Here is a 23,457-nt window from a genome sequence, read left to right as displayed (position 1 = left end):
CCTCCTATTTTCCTAATAATTAATCCCCCCTCAAATAAACAGTAAGGGGGACTGTTTACTCAAGGGGGGATTATTTTCATTTTAAATATAAGTTTTACATATATTTAAATCGTCTAGTTAGGTAGGATACGATAAAGGTAACATTGGAAACTTAGATTGCAGTCCATCCGCCGTCGACACGGATTGTTTCTCCAGTTATAAAGCTAGCCATATCAGATGCTAGAAATAATACGGCGCCTGTCACATCATTAGGTTTGGCAAGTGCTCCTAATGGAATTCGGCTTAACACATCATTATAAAAATCTTTGTTATCAAACATCTTCTTAGTAAAGTCCGTTTCTATAAAGGTTGGTGCCACCGCGTTCACCTTGATTCGCTTATCAGCCCATTCAATAGCTAGTGCTTTTGTTAATTGTACGGCGCCGCCTTTACTTGAACAATAAGCTGCGCGTTTAATATAACCTACAAAAGCCATTTGCGAAACGATATTGATAATTCTTCCTTCTCTTCCTTGTTCAATCATATACTTTCCGGCCCGTTGAGAACAAAAGAAGGTGCCTTTTAAATTTGTATCTAATACTTGATCCCAATCTTCTTCGGTGACTTCCAGCGCAGGTTTTGGGATGTTAACTCCTGCATTATTGATAAGTACATCAATTCCACCTAATCGTTCATACGCCTGATCAATCATGGTATAAATTTGGTTCACATTTTGAATATCAGCCGTAAGGTAGGAACAATTAGAATTGAATTCACCAAGTTCGTCATTTGCTTTGTTTAAATCGGCTTCATTTCTGCCGGTGATAATAACATCGGCTTTAAGTTTGGCAAAAGCAAGGGCAATATCTTTCCCAATGCCCTTACTTCCACCCACAACGAGAATTTTTTTTCCTTCTAGCTCAGAGAAATAGCTCATTTCCTTGCCTCCTAGTATGATGGAACAAAAATTTTACCTATACTTTTCAATTATGTTGTGGCTAAGGCTGGAACTTCTACTGAACCATATGCTTCTTCATAAATCTTCTTAATCTCTTTTACTGTTAACCATCGCGGATTATTATTAAGCAGACGATCAATTTTACTTGCCTCTTCTGCAAGATCTGAAATATCTGATGCTGTGACCCCCACCTCCTTCAGGCTTGATGGAATACCTACATCTTTAGATAACTGTGCCAATGCTTGAACGGCACGATCTGCAGCCTCACGTAATGAAAGGCCCTCTACATTTTCTCCCATTGCTTTAGCTACTTCTGCAAATTTCTCCAAATCTGCAACGGCGTTGTATTTCATTACAAATGGAAGTAAAAGAGAGTTTGCTACGCCGTGAGGAACTTTAAACTTCCCACCAAGTGGATAAGCTAAAGCATGCACTGCACCGACGCCTGCATTGCCAAGAGAAATACCAGCCAGTAGACTTCCCATTGCCATATCCTCGCGTGCTTTCAGATCTTTGCCATTGTATACAGCCTTTCGTAACGAACGGGAAATTAACTTAATAGCTTGTAAAGCAATTCCATCTGTTAGTTCACCAGCACGGATAGCTGTATACGACTCAACAGCATGAACAAGAGCATCCATTCCAGTTGCTGCTGTAACTGAAGGTGGAACGGTTAACGTCAATTCTGGATCTACAATTGCTACTTTAGGAAGTAAATATGGACTTACAATCCCTTTTTTAACTTTGTCGCGAATGTCAGTGAAAATAGCATTGTAGGTAACCTCGGAACCTGTTCCAGAGGTAGTAGGTACTAAGATAGTAGGTACTCCTGGATTTTTCACTTTCTCAATTCCGACTAAATCTCTTACATCTTCATGGTTTGTTAGCATGATAGAAAGGACCTTAGCGATGTCAAGTGCACTTCCTCCACCTACGCCAACTAGGAGATCATAGCCTTTACCTTCAATTTGAGTAATCATTTGTTCTAAATTCTCAAAAGGAGGCTCAGGTACTACATCATCAATAACATCTGTTGCCAAACCAGCTTCTTCTAAAGGATTTATTACTTTTGATAACAGACCCGTCTGACGAATGACTTTATCTGTAATAATAATTACTTTTGTTGCATTTAACTTTTTAGCTTCTTCTCCTATTTTTGAAATAGATCCAGACCCAGTAACTAATGTTTCAGCTGTACGAAAATAAGAAATTGTCATGTTCCTTCCTCCTTATGTTTATGTTAATTTAATTCCAACAAACTTAATTTCAGTCATATCTTCAATTGCATACTTCACGCCTTCTTTTCCCACTCCACTTAATTTCACGCCACCATAAGGGTAATTATCTTGTCGGTACGTGGAAGTCTCATTAATCCAAACTCCACCTGTTTCTAGACTGTCAGCTACACGCATAGCACGGTTAATATCAGTAGTAAATACACCTGCTTGTAAACCAAAATCAGAATCATTAGCAAAAGCAACAACTTCTTCTTCTGTATCAAAAGGAATGACTGAAACAATTGGAGCAAATGTTTCCTGACACACTACCTTCATTTCAGGGGTTACATCTACAAGAATCGTAGGCTCTAGTAAAGTTCCCTCTCGATTTCCTCCAGTGACTACCTTTGCACCAGCTTTTTCAGCTTCGCGTATCCATTCTTCTGCTCGAATTGCTTCTTTTTCACTTATCATTGGACCAATATCCGTTCTTTCTTCGACTGGATCTCCAATAATTAAGTCTTGTACTAAAGATACGTACTGGTCTAAGAATGTTTGATAGACATCACGCTGAACATAAATTCGTTGAGCCGAGATACAAACTTGACCTGAGAATGCAAAAGCCCCACGAACCAACCCTTTAGCAGCCTCGTTTACATCACCATCATTAAAGATAATATTTGGAGAGTTTGATCCCAGCTCTAATGTTACTTTTTTCAATCCAGCTTTTTGACGAAGGTTAATCCCTACAGATGGACTTCCCGTAAAAGTGACCTTACTGATACGAGGATCTGTCACTAAAACGTCCCCTATTTCTGAACCATTTCCAATTACTAAGTTTAAAGCTCCTTTAGGTAACCCAGCTTCCTCAAATAATTTAACAAGCATGTAAGAAGAAAGTGGTGTTTTACCTGCTGGTTTTAATACGACTGTATTGCCTGCCGCAAAGGCTGGAGCTAATTTATGTAAAGCTAGGTTTAATGGGAAGTTAAAAGGTGTGATAGCCGAAATAACCCCGATAGGATTACGACGAACCATACCAATCCGATTTTCTCCACCAATAGCAGCATCCATTGGAACAACTTCACCTTCGATTTTCTTAGCTTCATCAGCTGCGAAGAGCAATACTTGTACGGCTCTTCCAACTTCCCCTCGGCCATCACGAATTGGCTTTCCAGCCTCTAATGCTAAGACTTGAGCAAATTCTTCTGTTCTTTCTTCTAGCAACTTTCCTACTTTACGAAGAATATCAGAACGTCGATAAGATGGTAGGGCTTTCATTGTTTCGTGAAATACTCTATATGCTGTTTCAATAGCTCTTTCTGCATCTTCACGAGTAGCTAAACTAACTGTTCCTACTACTTTTCCGTCAAACGGACTAGTAACATCCATTGTTTTCATACCTGAACGAACGATTTCTTCTCCATTAATTAGGGAGCTTATATGTTTTAAATCGGTACTGATCACTTTAAAATCCTCCTTTTTTTGAAACACATACCTCATAAGACTGAATTTTCAGACTTAAAAATGTTGATAGTAATTGTTATTGATTGAAATTGAATTTATTTGCCCTACTTTGCCAATTCTACTTTTGATACTTTATCAACGATTGCCTTCACACTGATTTCTGGACTAGTTAATACAGGTTTTGAAGCAGTTCCTAAAGTCTCTAATGCTCGAGCCATTGAAAATTGTGCTAAGATAATTACATCGCAATCATCTGACAACATAAGTATTTCTTTTTGAATAAGTTCATCATGTTTATGACGATCTCCATTTTGAAGAGCTTGAAAAGCTTCAGCGATGACCTTAGTTTCGATTCTAACGTTCTTGCCTCTTTCCTTAGCAACTCCTTCTAACAATCTAGTTGTAGTTGGTCCTGCAGCTTCTACTGTAGCAATTACACCAATCTGACTACCCATATCAACTGCTTTTTCTAACATACTTAAATCTGCGCTTAAGATAGGTACATCGAATAAGTGGCTGATTTCTGCCACAACAGGAGTAAAAGATGAGCAGGTTAACAGAATCCCATCTACCTCACTTTTTACAGCTTTTTCTATTAGATTTAATAAACGTCTTTTCATGTCTTTTGTAACAATTCCTGTCTCATTCAACTCGAAAATAAGACTCTCATCCATGAAATTCTTTAATGTAATATGAGGTGCATAATCACTAAATGCTTTAAGTATTGGTTGGACGGAGTTCATTGTAGCGTGAATAAGTCCAACTCGATATTTGGTTTTTTCCATATTATTGCCCTCCCTTTTAAAGTATTTAATACTGTTAATCTTGCTTGTATAAGGAGTTTATTAAAAATAAACATTTGCTTATGTAAAAATCCTATCATAAGATAAAACATAAAAAAAATATCTATACTTTATGGCTAACTATCAATTATTTAAATAACTATAATTCATTTAAAAATAACTAAGTAAAAAAAAAACGATTTTTAGCTATTCATACGAATAGCCTAAAATCGTTTTGATCTTCTCAATAATTATTAACCATCGTTTAAGTCTAAGTCCCTGATGAAATTAACAAATGCTTTTACTAAATTTAACTCTAATGTTTGTTCATGATAATACATCCATGTTCGACGTAAGATAGGATTTCCTTTGGAGTCTGTTAAATTAATTTTATGTAATCCTTCAATCCCATTAAGTATCAAGTTAGGCAAAATACCGTAGCCTAAGCCATTGACCACCATTTCTTTACATGTATCAACCTGATCAACCTCTATACTGATCAGAGGGGCCTGCGAATAGTTTTCTGTCCACCAATTATCCACTAGAGATTTTAGTACATAGTCAGTTTTGTAATCAATTCTTGGTAAGTTAGGGAGGTCATTTATATCGAGCTTTTTTTTAGAAGCTATGCACACGTTTTCTTCAAACAGTAGGTGCTTTTGTTCCTTCCAATTGTAATCACCCCTAACAAATCCTATATGGACATCCTGATTATAGATAGCCTTAAACACTTGACTACTCCAACCAGTCATTACCTTGAATTCTACACGGGGATACTGCTCTTGAAATAATTTTAAAATATATGGAAGTTTATACTTAGTAAAAAAATTAGACACGCCTAGCCTTAATGTACCTGTATAGTCATTACTCATGTTACTTAAGTTTTCTTTCACCTGTCGATAATATTTAAGAGCTTCTTCAGCGCAACTCGCAAGGTAATCACCTTGAGGAGTAAATTGGACTCCCCATCTACCTCGATTAAATAATTTAACTCCAAGCTCTTCTTCTATTTGCTTTAACCTATTTGTTAGAGCAGGTTGAGAAATAAACAAAACCTGAGATGCCTTTGTAATATTCTTTTGTTGGTAGAGGATTCTTATTATTTCCCAATCTCTATAATCCATATCTTATCCTTCCCTTAATATAGAAGTATTTTATAATTAAGTAATAATAATTTTATTATCTCATTCCTTTTTATATTGTAATATAAGTATTGTTAAGTAACCAAATTTATTTAAATATTTTATTAATCAATGTTATTTATTATAATTAAGTATTTAAGTTAGTTAATGTTACTGACAGACTTATTTTGCGTACAAAACCCATAGAAATTTATTCTATGGGTTATAAACTTATTATTTAGATTGTCTACTACTTATAATTTTTTACAATTATTACTTGGTAATGAATTCTTAATTTTTTTCTTATTAAAAAAATACCCAATCACAATAAGAGCTTCACAAGTAATAATTATTAGAGTAGCTATAACGAAATTCTCAATAAAGATGTTAAGAATTATTGTCATCACGGCTATTAAAGCCCCCATACGCTGCAGTATATCTCCAATACCTAATTCCTCACCTCTAAATTTTTTCATTTTGATTGCCAGAAAAAACAATACATACCGGGCTTTCACTTTCTATAATTTTCCCAGTGTTAGTAAGTTTTCCTGTTTCTTTATCCACTTTAAATGTGATGATGGTATCGCTATCTTCATTAGCGACATAAAGAAAATTACCGTTTGGATCTATTGTAAAGAAACGTGGAGTCTTTCCTAATGTTGATTCAGAATTCTCATACGAAATTAATCCAGTCTTTTGATTAATAGAAAACGTAGTTATACTATCTTGTCCACGATTTGATACATATAAAAAATCACCAGAGGGCGCTACAACAATTTCAGCTAAAGTATTTTCAGAATTCCCATCTTTTAGGGCTTCAACTATTTGAACTTGTTTAAATTCCCCATTTTCTGAATTATAATGATAGACGCCTACCGTGGAATCAAGCTCGTTTGCCACGTATGCATATGAGGAAATTGGGTGAAAATCTATATGCCGAGGCCCTGATCCTATAGGCGTTTCTACAAAAGCTGGATTATGAGGAATAAGTTTTCCTAAAGAAGTATCTAGTGTAAAAATAAAAATTTTATTTAATCCTAAGTCAGGTACTATAACAAACCGCCCGTCGCGATCGAATGGTGTGTGATGAGGATGCGATACACCTTGTTTGGAAAATAAATCGACGGTAGGATGTTTAAGAGCAGTAGGCATCTTGACTAAGTCACAAACTGGATTTAAAGATCCATTAGAATTAATCGGAAGAACACCTAATGTGCCTGTCATATAATTTGCTACAATTAAATATTGGTTGGTAGGATCCACAACTAGATGTACAGGATTTTTCCCTTCAGTTGATTGTTGATTTATAAATGTAAGTCTTCCTGTTAACTTATCAACATGGAATGAACTTACTTCACTATAATCCCCGTGAACCACATACAGAAATTGTTCATTACGATCAAATGCGAGAAATGTAGGATTAATAATATTTTCTACCAGTTGTAAATGAGTCCAGGTCCCTGTGACTTGGTTCATTCGATACACATTAATTCCTTTTCCTCTGGCGTTACGCTCCTTAGTTGTACGGCAGCCTACATAAGCATACATAGGATGTGTATTTTTAATTGAACTCTTATCTTGTTGTTTATAATGAAAATCCATGATATTCTCGCCCCTATACTATACAATATTATTTTACGTGTTCCTTTAAAGTTATTTTTTCCTTCAAATTTAGCTTTTCAACTACAGATCTATTAGGGTTAAGGAAAAAAGCCCAAATAAATGATCCAACTAATAGTATTCCTGTTGAAATATAAAATGGTAGATTCCAAGAACCCCCTTGCACCAGAATTCCAAAAATAATTGGAGATAGTGCACCTGCAATATTACCGGCCATATTCATTACTCCAGATACGGTTCCAGAGTATTCTCCCCCAACATCCATAGCTGTTGCCCATGTAGTTGAATTTACACACTCCAAGAAAAAAGCAGATGCTGAAAGGCAATAGACAGACATAAGTGGATTTTCAATTGTAGCCGCAGGAATCAGACAAATGGCTGCACCAATTAACCCTGGTATAGCAACTACTTTACGAGCCAACTTTATACTATTGGACCTTTTCAAAACCTTGTCACTAACAAACCCACCAACAAGATCCCCCACCATACCAGCTAATAAAGGTAATGACGCTAAAAAACCCATCTTAACAACTGAAAAATGTCGGTATTCAAGCAGATAAGTTGGTAGCCATGTAATGAAAAAGTAATTTGCGTAATTCCAGCAGAACCATACAATCATAAGAAACCACATATTAGAAGATGAAAAAATAGCTTTCCAAGGTACTTTGGCATTGTTTTTTAAGTTGATTGGTTTATTTACATTACCTTTTTCATCTAGCCCTCGGATATGTACCAATTCTTCTTTTTTGACCCATTTATGTTCTTCAGGAATATTTCTATAAACAATAAAGAAAAGAATAGCCCAGATAATACCTGCAACACCAAATATATAAAATAAAGATCTCCACCCCCACAATGCAATAATACTAACTGCAAGAGGAGGAACAATGGCAGCACCTAAACGACTAAATGCATGTGTAAGCCCTTGAACAAATCCTCGTTCTTCCTTAGCAAACCATAGTTGCATGGCTCTTGTAGCAGTAGGAAAAGCTCCGGCCTCTCCTAAGCCAAATAAAAAACGAATAATTAAAAAGGAATAGTAACCTACAGCATGAGCAGTTACCATGGTCATTAAGGACCAAAAAGAGACTATTATGGTGAGGATATTTCTAGGACCAAATTTATCTCCAAGCCAGCCTCCGGGTACTTGTCCAATAGCATATGCCCATGTAAATGCACTAAATATAAAACCCATGGTGACTTGATTAAATTCAAACTCCTTTGAAATGTATGGAGCAGCTATTGAAATATTTGTTCTATCCATAAAAGTAATCAAATACATAAAACAAATTACCAGGAGAATCAACCAACGTGCTTTACCTTGTTTTTTTTTCACTAAATAGTCCTCCTAAAAAATAAATAATAAAGAATCCATAAAAAGATAGCGCTAACATTTACGAATAAAGTTCACAAAAAATTCTCAATTAAGAATATTTAAATTTTACCGTTTAAATTTTAAATAGAAAAATAGTTAAAAACTATTGTCAGCTATCCAATATTTGAATAACTAACTAATTATCTGGGACACAATAAACTCTTTATCATTAAAAAAAGCCTTTGCTCCTCAGGGACTGACCCCATGGAGCGAGACAAATAAAAAACACCTTTAAGTTAAAAAACGGGTATGTAGTACCTAACAATAACTTGGAGGTGTTTTTTCTATGGGGACAAGAGTAAGCTATCCAGTAGAAGTGAAATTAAAAGCAATTGAAATGAGATTGGCAGGAATCCCCGTCAAAGAAGTGATGGAAACGTTACAGATTCGCAATCGTACGCAGCTTAAAACATGGATGAGATGGCATAAAAATGGAGAAGCCTATCGTTTAGCACAGCCCGTTGGGCAAAGCTACACCCATCAAAAGGGGTCCCATTCTCAAGATGCTTTATCAACGTTAAAAGCTGAAAATCAATATTTAAAGCAACAGAATGACGTGTTAAAAAAGTACAAAGAATTGGAAAGGGAGTGGTACGAGAAGTTGTATTGAATGTAGTGGAAGAATTAAAAAAGCAGTTGCCGATCTCTCAAATCTGTCAGTGCCTAGGGGTTCCTCGATCTACTTATTATCGTTGGCAGAAAAATGAGCAACGAGAAGAAATGAAGAGAAAAAAACGAATCGAACGAAAAATTGGTGAACAGTGCCGCAACCATAAATTTCGATATGGATATCGAAAAATTACAGCGTTACTCAATCAAAACATGCATATCAACCATAAAACCGTGCAGCGTGTTATGCAGAAATACAGTTGGCAATGCCGAGTAAAAAGAAAAAAACGGAAACAAACAGGACAACCTTATCAGGTTGTAGAAAACGTGTTAAACCGTAATTTCCGAGCAGAGCGCCCTCTTCAAAAGCTGGTTACGGATATTACCTACTTGCCTTTTGGACCCAAACAGTTGTATCTTTCAAGTGTTCAAGATTTATTTAATGGGGAAATTATTGCGTACTCCATTGGTGATTGCCAAAACGTAGAATTTGTTTTAGATACATTAAGTCAACTCCCTCCTTTGCCTGAAGGATGTACGTTGCATAGCGACCAAGGTTCGGTTTACACGTCCTATGCGTATCAACAAAAAGTCAAAGAAAGAGGCATCATCATGAGTATGTCCCGTAAAGGGACACCAGCTGATAATGCCTCCATTGAATCGTTTCATTCCATCCTAAAGTCTGAAACGTTTTACCTCGACGAGTTAACATGTACTACGACTGCCATCGTAGAACAAACCGTCGAAAATTATATTACTTATTATAACCATATCCGTATTCAAACAAAACTAAACAACCAGTCGCCGGTACAATACCGAAAACTGGCTGTTTAAAAGGTGTTTTGATCCCTGTCTCGAAATTAGGGGTCAGTCCCTCATGAGCAAAGGCTTTTTTTGACGAGTTTCTTCTATATATAATATTTTTATCAAGATAAAGATTTAAGTTCCTCTGTTAAAAGCAAAAAAGATTTTTTATCTTTCTTTTTTAAGGAATAATCAATTTTCTCAAGGATCTTACTTTTTTTAAAATCCTTCACAATCTGTTCCAAAAATAATTCAGCCAACATTTCATCACGTAAACTTGGATCGACTCGATCCATTTCATTAAGAACATTATTCTCCATAAAACTTCAACCCCTTTATCTTTTCTCTTTTGCAAACAGTATTCCTTTTTGCACTCTTTTTATGCAAGGTTGATAGATGAAGTGAGACATAGAATAATATGTAATATGCATGATTACACTCCTATATTCCTTTTAGATATTTTTCATATGTCTTCAATTAGATAAAGAAATATAAGTACCTAATTAATACTTAATTCATTAGAAGAAAAGATAAAAATAAACTTTTGAAGATTAACGTTTTATTATTTACTCTTAGTGACGACAAATAGAGATTTTCACCTTTTACCATATACCACTCTATCTTCTATTTAACTTTTAAGAAATTTTTATATTTATAATAATTCAGTAGAAAATTTATAAATATTTATTATAAATGTATCTTTAATAATATAATCTTTATTAAAGATACAAAATTGACGTATTTTATATTAAGAAGTAAATGAATAAACTATGTTATAAAAATTATAGTTTTATTATTTACTCTACTTGACGACAAATACGCAGTTTTTCTACATAAGGAGTAATAGTTAAACTATTTTTTAACAAAATAAGTTAACTATTACTCTCATATATATAATAGAATTAATTATTATTAAACATATATAATTAATTCTATAATGTTTTTTAAAAAATAGATATTTCCTATTTATTTAATATCAACTATTTTTATTTCAACGTTTGTTTATATAAAAAGGCGTATCTTAAGATACCCAAATAAAAATTTATCTTTTACTCTTTAACTCCAGATTGGAATAACTTTCTGAATCTTATATTTAATTGGTTTAAAAGGTTAAATTATCCACTCATTTCTTATATACTAAAAATAGAAAGCTACTCAACGTATATAGGGGAGTGATCCGATGTCAGGTGTAAAAGAAGCTGTATATGTTCATTGTGGAACGAAAATGGGTGTTTTTAAACCCGAGGAAATCACAACATTCAGCTATATGCATTCCAGAGGATTTTTTGCTTGTCCGGGTTGTGGTGTAAAAGTCTTTCATAAAAATCAAAGAGGACAACCAACATTTGTTGTCTCATCCACTAGTACTCATGCCTATGATTGCCTTTATAAAGAATAGTAAAAAGTAGCCTTCGCTCCAAAAGAGCAAAGGCTTTTTTAAAACTCAGTGATTGGAAGTACTTTACTAGTTTAGGACAATTTTAAAATTTTTAAAACAATATAGGGATGGATTTTGCAGTGGATGAATAATTGTCTAACTTAAACAGGTTTCGTTTCGCCACAGAGCTAATCTCAAGCATACTTTTTATCATATATTTTTCAAATCACTTTAGAGAAGGAACGTATGTTTGACCAGTATATAGAAAATATGATATATTTTTTACCTATACATACTTTACCCAGTAAGAAACGAGGTATTTAACTATGAAAAAAGCTGAATTAATCGATGCAGTTGCAACAAAAGCAGAACTAACAAAACAAGATTCGAAAAAAGCTGTAGACGCTTTGTTTGAAACGATTTCTAATACTCTTGCAAAAGAAGAAAAGATTCAACTAATTGGATTTGGCACATTTGAAGTGCGTGAACGTGCAGAGCGTACAGGCCGTAATCCTCAAACAGGTGAAGAAATGACGATTCCAGCTTCAAAAGTTCCAGCCTTCAAGCCAGGAAAAGAATTGAAAGAAGCTGTTAAGTAAACTTCTCATAATAATGGTTCAGTTAAAAAGCTCTACGAATTCTACATGATTTTTAGATAATGTAGTAGACAATAAAAAACCTTTGCTTATTAAAGCAAAGGTTTTTTAACATTTTTGGAATAAGAGATATACATTATTAAAGATATCCCTACATGTTAAATCACTCTTTCATTTAGACTTATATTGCCTGCTTGTTTTTCTCCAGTTCTTTTTCTGGCAACTTACTTCCTTTAATAAAGAAAGATATAATAACGCCTACTAAGGAGAGAATAGCAATGACGATAAACGCTACATTAGCCCCATACATATCCGGATGGGCGATTTCTGGTCGTTGTTGAGCAGTCTCAGCAGTTCTAGTCATTACGGTCACAAGAATTGCCGTACCAACCGACGCTGCAATCATTTTCATGGTATTATCCATGGCTGCTCCATGAGGAATCAACCGTTTGGGTAACTGATTTAAACCAGCAGTTGCGACTGGCATCATGACCATCGATAAGCCGAACATCCGCACTCCATACAAAACCGTGATATAAGTAAAAGATGTAGAGGGATTTAAATTTGCGAAGGCAAATGAAGACCCTGTAATAATGATTAAACCAGTAAGCGCTAGCCATCTTGCACCTATTTTATCAAATATCCTTCCTGTAATAGGTGACATAAAGCCAGTAATTAGTGCTCCGGGTAAAAGAGCTAAGCCTGCTTCAAAAGCTGTAAAGTCCCTCATGTTTTGCATGAACAGTGGGATAATTGTCTCTGCGCCAATCAACCCCATAAAAACAATCATTCCAACGAGCACAGTTAACGGGAAAATAGAATTCTTAAATACTCGGAACTCAAGCATAGGATGTTCTAGACGTAATTGTCTTGTAATAAATAATACAAGTGCCAGTACTCCTACCCCTAGCGAGGTAAGTGTGCTGAAGGCTAGCCAACCATCATTTCCGGCGCACGTAAATCCATAGAGCAGGCCTCCGAACCCCAATGAAGATAAGATAATCGACAGAATATCCACTTTTGGTTTCGTTACCTCTGTTACATTTTTCATTACAAAAAATGCAACGATAATATCGATAAGAGCAATCGGTAGAATAATGAAAAACAGGACCCTCCAAGAATAATGAGAGGTTACCCATCCTGATAATGCTGGACCAATCGCTGGTGCAAAGGAAATGACAAGACCAACTAACCCCATTGCTGCACCGCGCTTATTAACAGGAAAGATCATTAAGAATACCGTTTGCATGAGTGGAAGCATAACGCCTGCTCCACTTGACTGTATAACCCTTCCCAGTAATAGAATTTCAAAATTAGGAGCGATTCCTGCAACTATTGTTCCAAAGGCAAAAATACTCATCGCTGATATAAAGAGCTGTCTTGTTGAAAAACGCTCTAATAAAAAGGCACTCACAGGGATCATAATCCCATTCACAAGCATAAATACAGTCGTAAGCCATTGCGCGCTATTTGCCGTAATATTCATTTCTTTCATAATAGGTGGGATAGCCGTAATCATAAGTGTCTGATTTAATATAGAGATAAAAGCTCCTGCAAGTAGGAGGATTACAATTGTAGATTGTTTATAACTTGTTGGTTTCATTTTTTACTATCCGTTCCTTTCTCCACTTATTATTAAAAATATAGTATCTACAGGAAGTTACACCTTAATTTAAAAAGGCTTATAATTTTATAAATGAATATGTATGAATTGAATAAATAAAGCCTCTTTTTACAGAATACATGATTTCATATTACCAATCATTGATATGCTTTTAAAAATTCTCATGGTCAAAAATCCACCTGCGAAGATTCTGTTGTAAATACTTGAGGAAGATATAAAAAGGCAAAAATTCCCCTTCTTCGTACTGCTCACGTTCTTTTTTGGAGTACTAGTATCAGTATGTCGTTTTGAGAGTTTACTTGCAGGCATTTTAAAGTTTTTTACCAGAACCAATTATTCTTTTATCCTTTTAGTAGCCTAAGAATTCTTTTCTCCATATGATTTTTGGTGAATATAGTATCACTAAATTTTCTTTTAAGGACTTCTAAACTTGAACTATATAACCTCTTCTTTCAAGTAATGATTGATTTCTCGGTTTCTTGTTATATATATATCGTCATCAAAAGACAATGTCATTTTATAAGGTAAGTCACCTTATTTTTCTATAGTGGCTCGATATGTTCCTCAACAATGGTCTGACTGATTATACCCTTTTTTCTTTCCTTCACATTTCGCCATTTAAATTGTATCCCCTTATAGAAAATAAATTTCTTACTGAAATTAAAAAAGAGCACTTTGAAAATATCAATGCTCTTTTTGATTTACTTGATAATAATTTCTTGTATGTTTTTATATTCTTTTCAAACAGAATGCCTGACAAATTTTTTTTGTTATTGTGATAATCATCCACTGAGTAGTTTTTTTACGATTGGAACATCCTTTAGTATATATGGCATTACCTCTAACTACCACCTGAATATATACAATCTTCTTTTCTTTTTGCATTCCGTATCTCTCTTATATGTTACTTTTACCGTCTATCTACTATATAAATTCACTTATTTATATTTTGTATTCATACATATGTTACAGGACGACAGTCTCTCTTCTTTTATTTGCTTTCATAGGAAGAGGAATCCGGGTCTCCGTTTTACTATCAAAGAAGTGAACCTTGTTCATATCTATAGCTAACTTCATTTGTTGACCTGCTTTTACTTCTGTACGAGCATCTACGCGCGAAACAAAACTTTGACCATTAATTTGTGAGTACACCATTATTTCAGCACCCATTAACTCAGCCACTTCCACTTTAATATTTACCGTTGTATTTGGTGAGGCATCAATAAAAACTGGCTCATCATGAAAATCTTCTGGACGAACACCTAAAATCATTTCTTCACTTCTATACCCTTGCTCACGTAATACTTTCATTTTCCCTTCCGGCACTTCAAGGCGGACTGGGCCCATTTGGAACATACCCTCTTTTAAGGTGCCAGTAAAGAAGTTCATCGCAGGAGAACCAATAAAGCCTCCAACAAATACATTCGCAGGTTCGTCATATACTTCTTTAGGTGCGCCCACTTGTTGAACAACCCCGTCTTTCATGACAACAAGGCGCGTTGCCATAGTCATCGCTTCTGTTTGATCATGTGTAACGTAAATCGTAGTGGTTTGTAAACGCTGATGTAGTTTAGCAATTTCAGAGCGCATTTGGACGCGCAGTTTTGCATCTAAGTTAGATAAAGGCTCATCCATTAAAAATACTTTTGCATCACGGACAATTGCACGACCCAAGGCAACACGTTGACGTTGACCACCTGAAAGGGCCTTTGGTTTACGCTCCAAGTATTGTTCTAGACCAAGGATACGGGCTGCTTCTTGTACACGACGATCAATCTCCTCTTTTGCGAATTTACGTAATTTCAGACCGAATGCCATGTTTTCATAGACACTCATATGTGGATATAAAGCATAGTTTTGGAAGACCATCGCAATGTCACGATCCTTTGGTGCTACGTCGTTTACACGTTTACCATCGATAAAAAAGTCACCTTTTGAAATTTCCTCGAGTCCCGCAATCATGCGAAGAGTAGTTGACTTCCCACAACCAGATGGACCAACAAAGACAATAAATTCTTTATCTTCAATCTGAAGATTAAAGTCTTTCACTGCTGTTACATCTTTATCGTAAATTTTATAGATATGATTTAAACTTAACCCTGCCATTACTTTCTCCCCCTTGAACCAGAGATTTTTAGTCTGTTTTGTGTTAGAATTTTATGATAATTTAAATTTGAAGAATGTTGTGATATAGAACAAATAGATCCATACCACAGCATTCTTCCAAGAAAATTAAGCTTTTACTTGTTATGCCCACCACACCTGTGGAGATGATTCCTCAATTAAAACCATTTGTAAGTTTGTTCTGCCAGCTTTTAAACAACTGGCTCTTTTATCCCTAAAACGGTACTTACAATTTGTTTGGTTTCATGAGATTCTAAAGCTGCTAGAATAACAGAGAGAGATTTTGCTCCTTCTTCTCCTGAAACAGCAGGCTCTTTATCTTCTAAAATAGCCGATACAAACTCCTCAATCACATGTGTATTACTTTGACCGCCTTCATCATTCGATTGAATTTTGCCAAGTTCATAATTGACTACTTCCCCTGTAGCATATTGGACAATCAAAGAATATGTTGGATGATCTTCTAAGCGAATAATTCCTTTTTCACCATAAATAATAGTGGAGTTATCTTCTTTACCTACGTAAGCCCAACTTGCTGCAAGGGTACCAATAATGCCACTTTCTGTTTTCAACATACATACTGCATTGTCATCGACGTTCGCAAAATCTTTGGCACTCGTTTGTACAAATGCACCGACTTCCACGATTTCTTCACCAAGAAGATAACGAAGTAAATCTGTCTTGTGAACACCTAAATCTCCCATCGCTCCAATAAATGCTTCATCCTTTTTGAAGAACCAGCTCTCTTTTCCATCTACACTCCATTGTTCAGGTCCGCCGTGACCAAATGTGGTGCGGAAACTGTATATTCTTCCAATTTCTCCACTCTCAATGAGCTTACGTGCTTTTTGATGAGAGGAAACAAAGCGCTGATTGTGACCAATCATAAGCTTCTTACCACTTTCTTTTGATGCTTGGATCATAGCCTGGGATTCTTCTTTTGAGGTAGCCATTGGTTTTTCACACAATACATGAACACCATTGTTTAACGCTGCAATTGAAATAGGTGCGTGTAAATAGTTCGGTGTACAAACACTTACGGCATCCACCGTACCACTTGTGAGTAATTCCTCATAATTGATATATGCTTTTGCACCATACTGATCAGCAACTTCAAGGGCACGCTGTTCGTTTATATCGCAAACTGCCACAATCTCTACTTCTTTATTCATTTTATATTCTGGTAAATGACGATGTTGAGCGATGCTTCCACAACCGATAATGCCTACTTTTACTGTTTTCATATTCATTCTCCCCCTTGTTTTTCTTAATTTTTCACTGCAATTCGTTCAAGTGGTGTTGCATTTCCGTATATAGGTCGTTTTCTGTCAACCGGTTGTGCCCATTTAACACCATTCATAATGACACGTTGAATATCTTTATTGTGGTACGTTGGATATGTTTCATGTCCTGGTCTAAAGTAGAAAATTTTACCATTTCCTCTTTTATAGGTACAACCACTGCGGAAAACTTCGCCACCTTCAAACCAACTGGTAAAGACTAATTCATCTGGAGCCGGAATATCAAAATGTTCTCCATACATTTCTTCACGTTCTAGTTCAATATATTCTGAAATGCCTTCTGTAATCGGATGACTAGGATCTGTTACCCAAAGACGCTCTTTTTCATCTGCTTCGCGCCACTTTAAATCACAACTTGTGCCCATTAATGTTTTGAAAATTTTAGAGAAATGACCCGAATGCAGCACAATTAAACCCATTCCATCTAATACACGTTGCTGGACTTTTTTAACGACTACGTCGTCTACTTCATCATGAGCTAAATGCCCCCACCAAATTAGTACATCTGTTTCTTTTAATACAGCCTCTGTTAAACCATGCTCGACTTCATCTAATGTAGCTGTTTTCGCATTAAATCCTGACTCTTGGAGAAATCCTGCAATCGCACCGTGTATACCTTCAGGATAGACTTCCCTTACCACTGGATTTTTTTGTTCATGTCGATTTTCATTCCATACGGTTACGTTTATCATTATCAAAAACTCCTTTTCTATTTGAATTCATTAAAATCCCAATTTTTATCACCATTATTTTTTTAATTCATTCCAACTGCTATCTAAAGCTTTTAACACTTCTTTTTTAGATTTTTGACCACCAACATACTCTTGTAAGTTCGAACCGAATTTTTGTATAACGCCATCTGGGAACTTAGTCCATTCCCAAGAAAGAGTATTTCCCTCATCTAAATATTTAACTAGTTCATTACCTAATGGTCCGATATCTTTTGCTTCAATTGTTTTAAAGGCAGGCACATATTTAAAATCTTCAACTAAAGCTCGCTTGCCTTCATCAGATGTAACCATCCAGTTTAAGAAATCCTTTGCTGCTTTTTTATCGGCTTCAGGTGCTTTATTATAAATTACCCAGTTGCTTGCAACTCCGATTGCTAATTTATCTGTTTCTGCTTTATTATTACTAAGAGGCATTGGTAGAATTCCTACATTCATGTTTGGATTAAGTTTATCAATCATGGGTTGAATCCAATTCCCTTGTTGAATCATTGCGGTTTCTCCGCTTGCAAACTTTGTAACTTGTGTATTATAGTCTGTTGTTAATGGATTTTTATTTCCATATTTAACAGTTAAGTCTAATAGTTTAAGATATTGTGCGAATCTTTCATTTCCTTCGATGTTAGCCGTTCCGTTATTTAATCCTTTAATAAAGGCATCAGGATCCTTTTGATAGGCAAACGGAATATTTAGACCATGAGTTCCTAGTACCCACCATTCCCCATAACCAATAGAGAAAGGAGTAATTCCAGCAGCCTTCAGCTTTTTAGCTGCTGCCTCTAGCTCTGAAAATGTTTTTGGTAGTTCTTTAATACCTGCTTTTTTAAATAGGTCTTTATTGTATGTAAAACCATATCCCTCAAGGTTAATTGGCTGCCCATACACTTTTCCATCTATTGTCATAGGATCCAATGAACCGTCATAAGCATCTTTTACCCAAGGTTGATCCGATAGATCTTCTAGTTTGTTTTTCCATGTTTGAGCTTCTTGATAACCTCCATTACCAAAGATATCCGGCGCCTTTCCAGATGCAAATTTAGCTTTTAACGCTGCAGCACCATCTGCTCCTCCGCCTACTGTTTCAATATTAAATGTTACATTGGGATGTTCTTTTGTATATTGGTCTGTTAAGGTTTTCAACTGATCAGCAATTTCAACTTTACCTTGAAATAAGTCAATCACTACTTTATCGCTTTTACTGTCACTGCTAGCTTTATTTCCAGATGCACTTTCATTTGAACATGCTGTTGAGAGAAGAAGAGATGCAGATAATATACTTGCTGCTAATGTGAACTTTTTGATTTTAAAAGCCATTCTTATTACCTCCTGGGTTTCATTTAGAATATCTCTATCGCGTATTCTTATTTATAAGATAAACAATAGAGGGCATAACCTAGACAGATTACTTAATGGAACCACTTGTAATCCCTTTTACAATATGTTTTTGCATCGCAAAGAAAAAGATTAATAACGGAATAATACTAAGCATTAAAGCTGCTAATGCTAAATCCCACTGCTTTGTATATTGACCAAAGAAAAAAAACGTTGCTAATGGAATCGTTCTTAGTTCTGGATCTTGAAGAACAAGGGACGGTAATAAAAAGTCATTCCAAATCCATAAACTGTTTAAGATAACCACAGTGACTGTAATTGGTTTCAGTAATGGGAATACAATTCTCCAGAATACGCCTAGTCTTGAACAGCCGTCAATGATAGCTGCTTCTTCAAGTTCCACTGGAATTCCCTTGATAAAACCGTGGTATAAGAAGATTGTCATGCCTGACCCAAATCCTAAATACATGATGACCAAGCCCCAGACACTATTTAACATCCCTAGACTCCCTGTCACTTTAACCAAAGGGATCATAATAGATTGAAAGGGAATAACCATCGCTGCGACAAACATCATAAAAATGATATTGCTAATTTTCTTTTTAGTTCGAACAAGCATGTATGCAGCCATAGAACAAAAGAAAACAAGAACGATATTACTAACTACAGTAATAAGTAATGAATTTGAGAATACTTTTAAGAAATTCATCTGATGATAGGCATTGACATAGTTTTGAAATTGTAATACTGATGGTAAAGCTGATGTATTCGATAGTATCTCTGCGAATGGCTTCAATGAGTTTGAGACTAAATAATAAAACGGAACTAAAAAGACAAGACCAAGCACAATGGCCATTATTTCAACAATAAACGTTCTTCCTGTATATCGATTTCCCATTATGATTCGACCTCCTTCTTCTTTGTGTAAGTTACTTGGATGATGGTAATAGCTGCTACTACGAGGAAGAAGATTAATGCTTTTGCCTCTCCAAGACCGTATCGGTTATTCACGAATGCTTCTGTATAAATATTAAGCGCTAACATTTCTGTTGATTTAAATGGACCACCATTTGTGAGTGAAAGGTTGACATCAAAGACTTTAAATGACCAAGAAATCGTTAAGAATAAACAAACGGTTACCGCCGGGGCAACCATCGGCATCGTAATGTGACGAAGGATCTGCCATCTGTTGGCTCCATCAATTTTAGCTGCCTCAATCAATTCCTGAGGTACATTTTGTAGAGCAGCTGTATAAATAAGCATAATATAACCTGCACCTTGCCATACACTCACGATGACAATTCCCCAAAAAGCTGTTTTTGCATCTCCAAGCCAAGGAAGTTCAAAAAGAGAAATTCCTGTTATCTGTCCAATAGATGCAAAACCTTTCACAAAAATAAATTGCCAGACAAAGCCTAGTAAAAGTCCACCAATTAAGTTCGGCATAAAAAAGACCGTACGTAACATATTCCGTGTTTTTAGCATCTTTGTTACAAGCAAGGCCAAGATGAAACCTACAATATTCGTTAAAATAATAGCTACTGCTGTATATTTAGTTGTAATCCAAAAAGACTGTTGAAACTGCTTATCCTCTGTAAACAAGTATGTAAAGTTATCTAACCCAACCCAATTGATCGTTCCGTTTACTCCATTCCAATCCGTAAAGGCATAATATACTCCCGTAAAAAATGGAATTAAGACAATGATAGTAAAAGCTAGCAAAGCTGGTCCTACAAATAAAGTGAATAAACCTAAAGTTTTCAAATTTTTCTGATTTTTAATATTAAATAATGATTTCTCTTTCAGCATCTTCTGTTTACCTACAGAACCTACCTCTATGTCTTGCAATTTACTATGACTATTCATGTAACTGCACCTCCTATGTATTATTTTAATGAATTAAATCATTAATGAAACTGCTTACATTGACTAGTAAGGTGGAAAATATTGATTTTATGTGAAGAAAGATAACATAATACAAAATCATTGTTTTATATTAAATATGCTTAATATAATATAAGAGCCTCTCAGGAAAGAGCTTTAGAATAATACTTCCATAATATCCAATAGGTTTAAAAATCTTGAGTTATGTGGATAGAAAGAGCTTTTTATAAAACAACTATGTCAAAAATAAAAAGCTACCTAATCAGTAGCTTTTCCTTTTTCAACATATCACTTGTAATTGATGCCTTATTTGCACCTTGAATAGTATGCCCAAGATATTTAATCTATTTAGCTAATTTGGCTTTTTGTTTAGAAATTGCCCATTTTTTGAAAAGGTAAACAGCTGTGTTAACCCTTTTTCAATAAGCATAACTAATTCTTATTTTACATATGTTTCCTTAATAATTGAAACAGATACTGCACCCATAACAAGTAAAATACCTGAAATTAAGATCATTCCTGACATAGACGATCCAATTGCTGGGAACAAAGCAAAACTTAAGCAAGAAGCTATAATTTGCGGTAAGCAAATACTCCCGTTAAATAACCCCAGGTACGTTCCCATATTCTTGCCTGATAAAGCGTTGGTAAGCATAGTAAATGGAAACGTCATCATTGCAGCCCAGGCAATACCAATCAAGATAAACGAAACAATTAATGCCCATTGGTTATGAATAAAGAACACAGACCCAAATCCAATGCCACCTAGCAATAAACTAAGGGCATAAGCTGGTTTACGTTTGTTATTGCGTACACGTGACAAAATTAGTGACCAAAGCACTGCGGCAATTGATTGTACAGCTGATAAGATGCCGAACCAGTTGCCAGCTGCTTGATAACCTGAGCTAGATGGTTCAATGGCATGCCAAACGTTTAAAGCGACTGCTCCTGTACCGTACGTCCATAAATATTGAAAGCCCATCCAACAGAAAAATTGAACGAGTGTAACAGTCCAAAAAACCTTTGGAGCGTTACGAAGTAACTTAAAAACGTTTACATTTTCTTTATTAGTTTCATTAGTAATACCATGATAAGCAGCAAACTCAGCAGGTGAATATTCTTTCACTTTAAATATTGTAAATAAACTACAAATGATTAATACAATGGCTCCCACGTAAAATGAAATAACAACTGATGGTGGGACAACTCCCGTTGGTGCACTATTTGAGACACCCAATACCGTTAAAATAAAAGGAAAGATACATGCTAACACAGCACCACTGTTTGATAAAAAACTTTGAATTGAATAGGCGAAACCTTTTTGGTCTTCGTTGACCATGTCCCCAACCATCATCTTGAATGGTTGCATTGCTACATTTGATGATAGATCCATAAATAAAATGGTGATTGCTCCAAAAGTCATAGCAGCCATTGCACTAAAACCGAAACTACCAGCGTTAGGCAATAGACACATGACGATTACTGCCACAATGGCTCCAATTAATAGATAAGGAATACGTCGGCCAAGTTTTGGAATCCAAGTTCGATCCGAAAAATAACCAACTAAAGGTTGAACAACTAAACCTGCCAGTGGCGGTAGTATAAAGAAGAAACCTAATGTAGTTGGATCAGCACCGATTGTTTGGAATATACGTCCCATATTTGAACTCTGTAATGAGAATGCCATTTGTACACCTAAAAAACCGAAACTAATTAACCATATCGTACTGATTGGTAGATAAGGTAAGTCTTGCCGAAAGCTTTTTTCACTGGTTTTAACGATCTTTTGCTCTAACATAATTTCCTCCTATGATTTAACTAACAGCTGCGAAAGATAAATGGTCTTACTTAAAGTCCTATATTGTATAATTCTTTGCAATCGTTTTAAATAAACCTAATAAACGCTGTGACTGCTATTACCTTCGACGGACTGTTTTTCTATTTATCCAAATCATCTTGCCATTATGCCGTTCACTTATGGCCTTTGAAACAGGATTACTATCTGCCTATTAGAAAGCCTCTACTAATCATTCAGCATATACTGTTTCATAGGCTATTGATTACTGTTTGAAAATTTTAGACCAGTTTTAATAGACTCTGCTAAAAATTTAATATGGTCAGTCATTTAATAAAACCTAATTTTTAAAAAAGTTAGAATACTCTTCACTTGAACATTGTATACTAAAGCTCCACATTTGCGCAAGCGTTTGCATAAATATTTGTATGCATCAAAATTTTCCAATATGTTTATAAATAATATTAAGTTTGAATGAGGAAAATACAACGTTTTTCTACAAAGTGTGTAAATGATAACACTATTTTTTATAAAGTATGTTTAATTTCACTTAACGATATAGTGGAAAGTCAAGCTAAACATAATTGTGATTACGTAAATCTAAAATCATATTATACGCCATTATTTGTAACATTTTTTGGTAAAATAGAGAGAGTGTTATTTTAAGGAGGAAGCCAAGTGACAGAGTTCATTCGTTTTTTAATACGTAATGTAGGTCGCTTTATTAGTTTTTTTCTAATAACTGCTTTTCTTTTATACGGAG

Annotated in this window: 19 protein-coding genes; 3 read left to right on the top strand and 16 right to left on the bottom strand. The window is 35.2% G+C overall.

Going from position 1 to position 23,457, the window contains the following annotated elements:
• Window positions 1-151 precede the first annotated feature (151 nt).
• The 7 genes from ACWATA_RS25645 to ACWATA_RS25615 form a co-directional block, all read right to left on the bottom strand.
• Entirely contained in the window at window positions 152-916 is a 765-nt protein-coding gene (locus tag ACWATA_RS25645) for an SDR family NAD(P)-dependent oxidoreductase (protein ID WP_473050328.1), read from the bottom strand.
• Window positions 917-966: 50 nt separating this feature from the next.
• Window positions 967-2,154: an iron-containing alcohol dehydrogenase gene (locus ACWATA_RS25640; RefSeq protein WP_473050327.1), complete on the bottom strand. Its 1,188-nt coding sequence runs from the start codon at window positions 2,152-2,154 to the stop codon at window positions 967-969.
• 18 nt (window positions 2,155-2,172) lie between these two features.
• A complete protein-coding gene (locus ACWATA_RS25635; protein WP_473050326.1) occupies window positions 2,173-3,657 on the bottom strand; it encodes an aldehyde dehydrogenase family protein in 1,485 nt (494 codons plus the stop codon).
• A gap of 68 nt (window positions 3,658-3,725) precedes the next feature.
• Window positions 3,726-4,406 carry an aspartate/glutamate racemase family protein gene (locus ACWATA_RS25630; RefSeq protein WP_473050325.1) on the bottom strand — a complete coding sequence of 227 codons (681 nt, stop codon included), beginning with the start codon at window positions 4,404-4,406 and terminating at the stop codon, window positions 3,726-3,728.
• A 251-nt stretch (window positions 4,407-4,657) separates the two neighbouring features.
• Complete coding sequence (locus ACWATA_RS25625) at window positions 4,658-5,527, bottom strand: LysR family transcriptional regulator (RefSeq protein WP_473050324.1); 870 nt, start codon at window positions 5,525-5,527, stop codon at window positions 4,658-4,660.
• A 459-nt stretch (window positions 5,528-5,986) separates the two neighbouring features.
• Window positions 5,987-7,126, bottom strand: coding sequence for a lactonase family protein (locus ACWATA_RS25620; protein WP_473050323.1), 1,140 nt, complete (start codon window positions 7,124-7,126; stop codon window positions 5,987-5,989).
• A 28-nt stretch (window positions 7,127-7,154) separates the two neighbouring features.
• Window positions 7,155-8,480: an MFS transporter gene (locus tag ACWATA_RS25615; protein ID WP_473050322.1), complete on the bottom strand. Its 1,326-nt coding sequence runs from the start codon at window positions 8,478-8,480 to the stop codon at window positions 7,155-7,157.
• A gap of 325 nt (window positions 8,481-8,805) precedes the next feature.
• Here ACWATA_RS25615 and ACWATA_RS25610 point away from each other — a divergent pair.
• A protein-coding gene (locus ACWATA_RS25610; RefSeq protein ID WP_473050321.1) for an IS3 family transposase occupies window positions 8,806-9,962 on the top strand; the annotation gives its coding sequence in 2 pieces (ribosomal slippage) (window positions 8,806-9,079 and window positions 9,079-9,962; 1,158 coding nt in all).
• A gap of 92 nt (window positions 9,963-10,054) precedes the next feature.
• On the opposite strand, the gene ACWATA_RS25605 is transcribed toward ACWATA_RS25610, so the two are convergent.
• Window positions 10,055-10,252, bottom strand: a complete 198-nt coding sequence (locus ACWATA_RS25605; protein WP_473050320.1) for an IDEAL domain-containing protein — start codon at window positions 10,250-10,252, stop codon at window positions 10,055-10,057.
• 860 nt (window positions 10,253-11,112) lie between these two features.
• On the opposite strand from ACWATA_RS25605, the gene ACWATA_RS25600 reads away from it, so the two are divergent.
• Window positions 11,113-11,331, top strand: a complete 219-nt coding sequence (locus ACWATA_RS25600) for a hypothetical protein (RefSeq protein ID WP_205664378.1) — start codon at window positions 11,113-11,115, stop codon at window positions 11,329-11,331.
• A 305-nt stretch (window positions 11,332-11,636) separates the two neighbouring features.
• Window positions 11,637-11,909 carry an HU family DNA-binding protein gene (locus ACWATA_RS25595; protein ID WP_050690234.1) on the top strand — a complete coding sequence of 91 codons (273 nt, stop codon included), beginning with the start codon at window positions 11,637-11,639 and terminating at the stop codon, window positions 11,907-11,909.
• A 178-nt stretch (window positions 11,910-12,087) separates the two neighbouring features.
• On the opposite strand, the gene ACWATA_RS25590 is transcribed toward ACWATA_RS25595, so the two are convergent.
• From ACWATA_RS25590 to ACWATA_RS25555, 8 genes are all read right to left on the bottom strand, one after another.
• Complete coding sequence (locus ACWATA_RS25590) at window positions 12,088-13,509, bottom strand: DHA2 family efflux MFS transporter permease subunit (protein ID WP_205664377.1); 1,422 nt, start codon at window positions 13,507-13,509, stop codon at window positions 12,088-12,090.
• Window positions 13,510-14,496: 987 nt separating this feature from the next.
• Window positions 14,497-15,636, bottom strand: coding sequence for an ABC transporter ATP-binding protein (locus ACWATA_RS25585; RefSeq protein ID WP_050690236.1), 1,140 nt, complete (start codon window positions 15,634-15,636; stop codon window positions 14,497-14,499).
• A 209-nt stretch (window positions 15,637-15,845) separates the two neighbouring features.
• Window positions 15,846-16,898: a Gfo/Idh/MocA family protein gene (locus ACWATA_RS25580; protein ID WP_047932916.1), complete on the bottom strand. Its 1,053-nt coding sequence runs from the start codon at window positions 16,896-16,898 to the stop codon at window positions 15,846-15,848.
• Between the two features lie 23 nt (window positions 16,899-16,921).
• Complete coding sequence (locus tag ACWATA_RS25575) at window positions 16,922-17,647, bottom strand: ThuA domain-containing protein (RefSeq protein WP_047932917.1); 726 nt, start codon at window positions 17,645-17,647, stop codon at window positions 16,922-16,924.
• A gap of 54 nt (window positions 17,648-17,701) precedes the next feature.
• Complete coding sequence (locus tag ACWATA_RS25570) at window positions 17,702-18,997, bottom strand: ABC transporter substrate-binding protein (protein ID WP_047932918.1); 1,296 nt, start codon at window positions 18,995-18,997, stop codon at window positions 17,702-17,704.
• An 88-nt stretch (window positions 18,998-19,085) separates the two neighbouring features.
• Window positions 19,086-19,913 carry a carbohydrate ABC transporter permease gene (locus ACWATA_RS25565; RefSeq protein ID WP_047932919.1) on the bottom strand — a complete coding sequence of 276 codons (828 nt, stop codon included), beginning with the start codon at window positions 19,911-19,913 and terminating at the stop codon, window positions 19,086-19,088.
• Window positions 19,913-20,881: a carbohydrate ABC transporter permease gene (locus ACWATA_RS25560; protein ID WP_310876622.1), complete on the bottom strand. Its 969-nt coding sequence runs from the start codon at window positions 20,879-20,881 to the stop codon at window positions 19,913-19,915. Before ACWATA_RS25560 ends, ACWATA_RS25565 begins: the two co-directional genes overlap by 1 nt.
• A gap of 457 nt (window positions 20,882-21,338) precedes the next feature.
• Window positions 21,339-22,697, bottom strand: coding sequence for an SLC45 family MFS transporter (locus ACWATA_RS25555; RefSeq protein WP_047932920.1), 1,359 nt, complete (start codon window positions 22,695-22,697; stop codon window positions 21,339-21,341).
• Window positions 22,698-23,457: the final 760 nt, after the last annotated feature.

The sequence above is a fragment of the Priestia sp. USM5 genome, from assembly GCF_058323215.1.
Note: the sequence above shows the minus strand (reverse complement) of the source record. Positions and strands in the feature narration are given on the sequence as shown.

Coding starts and splice junctions, on each gene's coding strand:
- ACWATA_RS25645 (WP_473050328.1), bottom strand. CDS start 916: ATGAGCTATTTCTCTGAGCTAGAAGGAAAAAAAATTCTCGTTGTGGGT.
- ACWATA_RS25640 (WP_473050327.1), bottom strand. CDS start 2,154: ATGACAATTTCTTATTTTCGTACAGCTGAAACATTAGTTACTGGGTCT.
- ACWATA_RS25635 (WP_473050326.1), bottom strand. CDS start 3,657: ATGAGGTATGTGTTTCAAAAAAAGGAGGATTTTAAAGTGATCAGTACC.
- ACWATA_RS25630 (WP_473050325.1), bottom strand. CDS start 4,406: ATGGAAAAAACCAAATATCGAGTTGGACTTATTCACGCTACAATGAAC.
- ACWATA_RS25625 (WP_473050324.1), bottom strand. CDS start 5,527: ATGGATTATAGAGATTGGGAAATAATAAGAATCCTCTACCAACAAAAG.
- ACWATA_RS25620 (WP_473050323.1), bottom strand. CDS start 7,126: ATGGATTTTCATTATAAACAACAAGATAAGAGTTCAATTAAAAATACA.
- ACWATA_RS25605 (WP_473050320.1), bottom strand. CDS start 10,252: ATGGAGAATAATGTTCTTAATGAAATGGATCGAGTCGATCCAAGTTTA.
- ACWATA_RS25600 (WP_205664378.1), top strand. CDS start 11,113: ATGTCAGGTGTAAAAGAAGCTGTATATGTTCATTGTGGAACGAAAATG.
- ACWATA_RS25595 (WP_050690234.1), top strand. CDS start 11,637: ATGAAAAAAGCTGAATTAATCGATGCAGTTGCAACAAAAGCAGAACTA.
- ACWATA_RS25590 (WP_205664377.1), bottom strand. CDS start 13,509: ATGAAACCAACAAGTTATAAACAATCTACAATTGTAATCCTCCTACTT.
- ACWATA_RS25585 (WP_050690236.1), bottom strand. CDS start 15,636: ATGGCAGGGTTAAGTTTAAATCATATCTATAAAATTTACGATAAAGAT.
- ACWATA_RS25580 (WP_047932916.1), bottom strand. CDS start 16,898: ATGAAAACAGTAAAAGTAGGCATTATCGGTTGTGGAAGCATCGCTCAA.
- ACWATA_RS25575 (WP_047932917.1), bottom strand. CDS start 17,647: ATGATAAACGTAACCGTATGGAATGAAAATCGACATGAACAAAAAAAT.
- ACWATA_RS25570 (WP_047932918.1), bottom strand. CDS start 18,997: ATGGCTTTTAAAATCAAAAAGTTCACATTAGCAGCAAGTATATTATCT.
- ACWATA_RS25565 (WP_047932919.1), bottom strand. CDS start 19,913: ATGGGAAATCGATATACAGGAAGAACGTTTATTGTTGAAATAATGGCC.
- ACWATA_RS25560 (WP_310876622.1), bottom strand. CDS start 20,881: ATGAATAGTCATAGTAAATTGCAAGACATAGAGGTAGGTTCTGTAGGT.
- ACWATA_RS25555 (WP_047932920.1), bottom strand. CDS start 22,697: ATGTTAGAGCAAAAGATCGTTAAAACCAGTGAAAAAAGCTTTCGGCAA.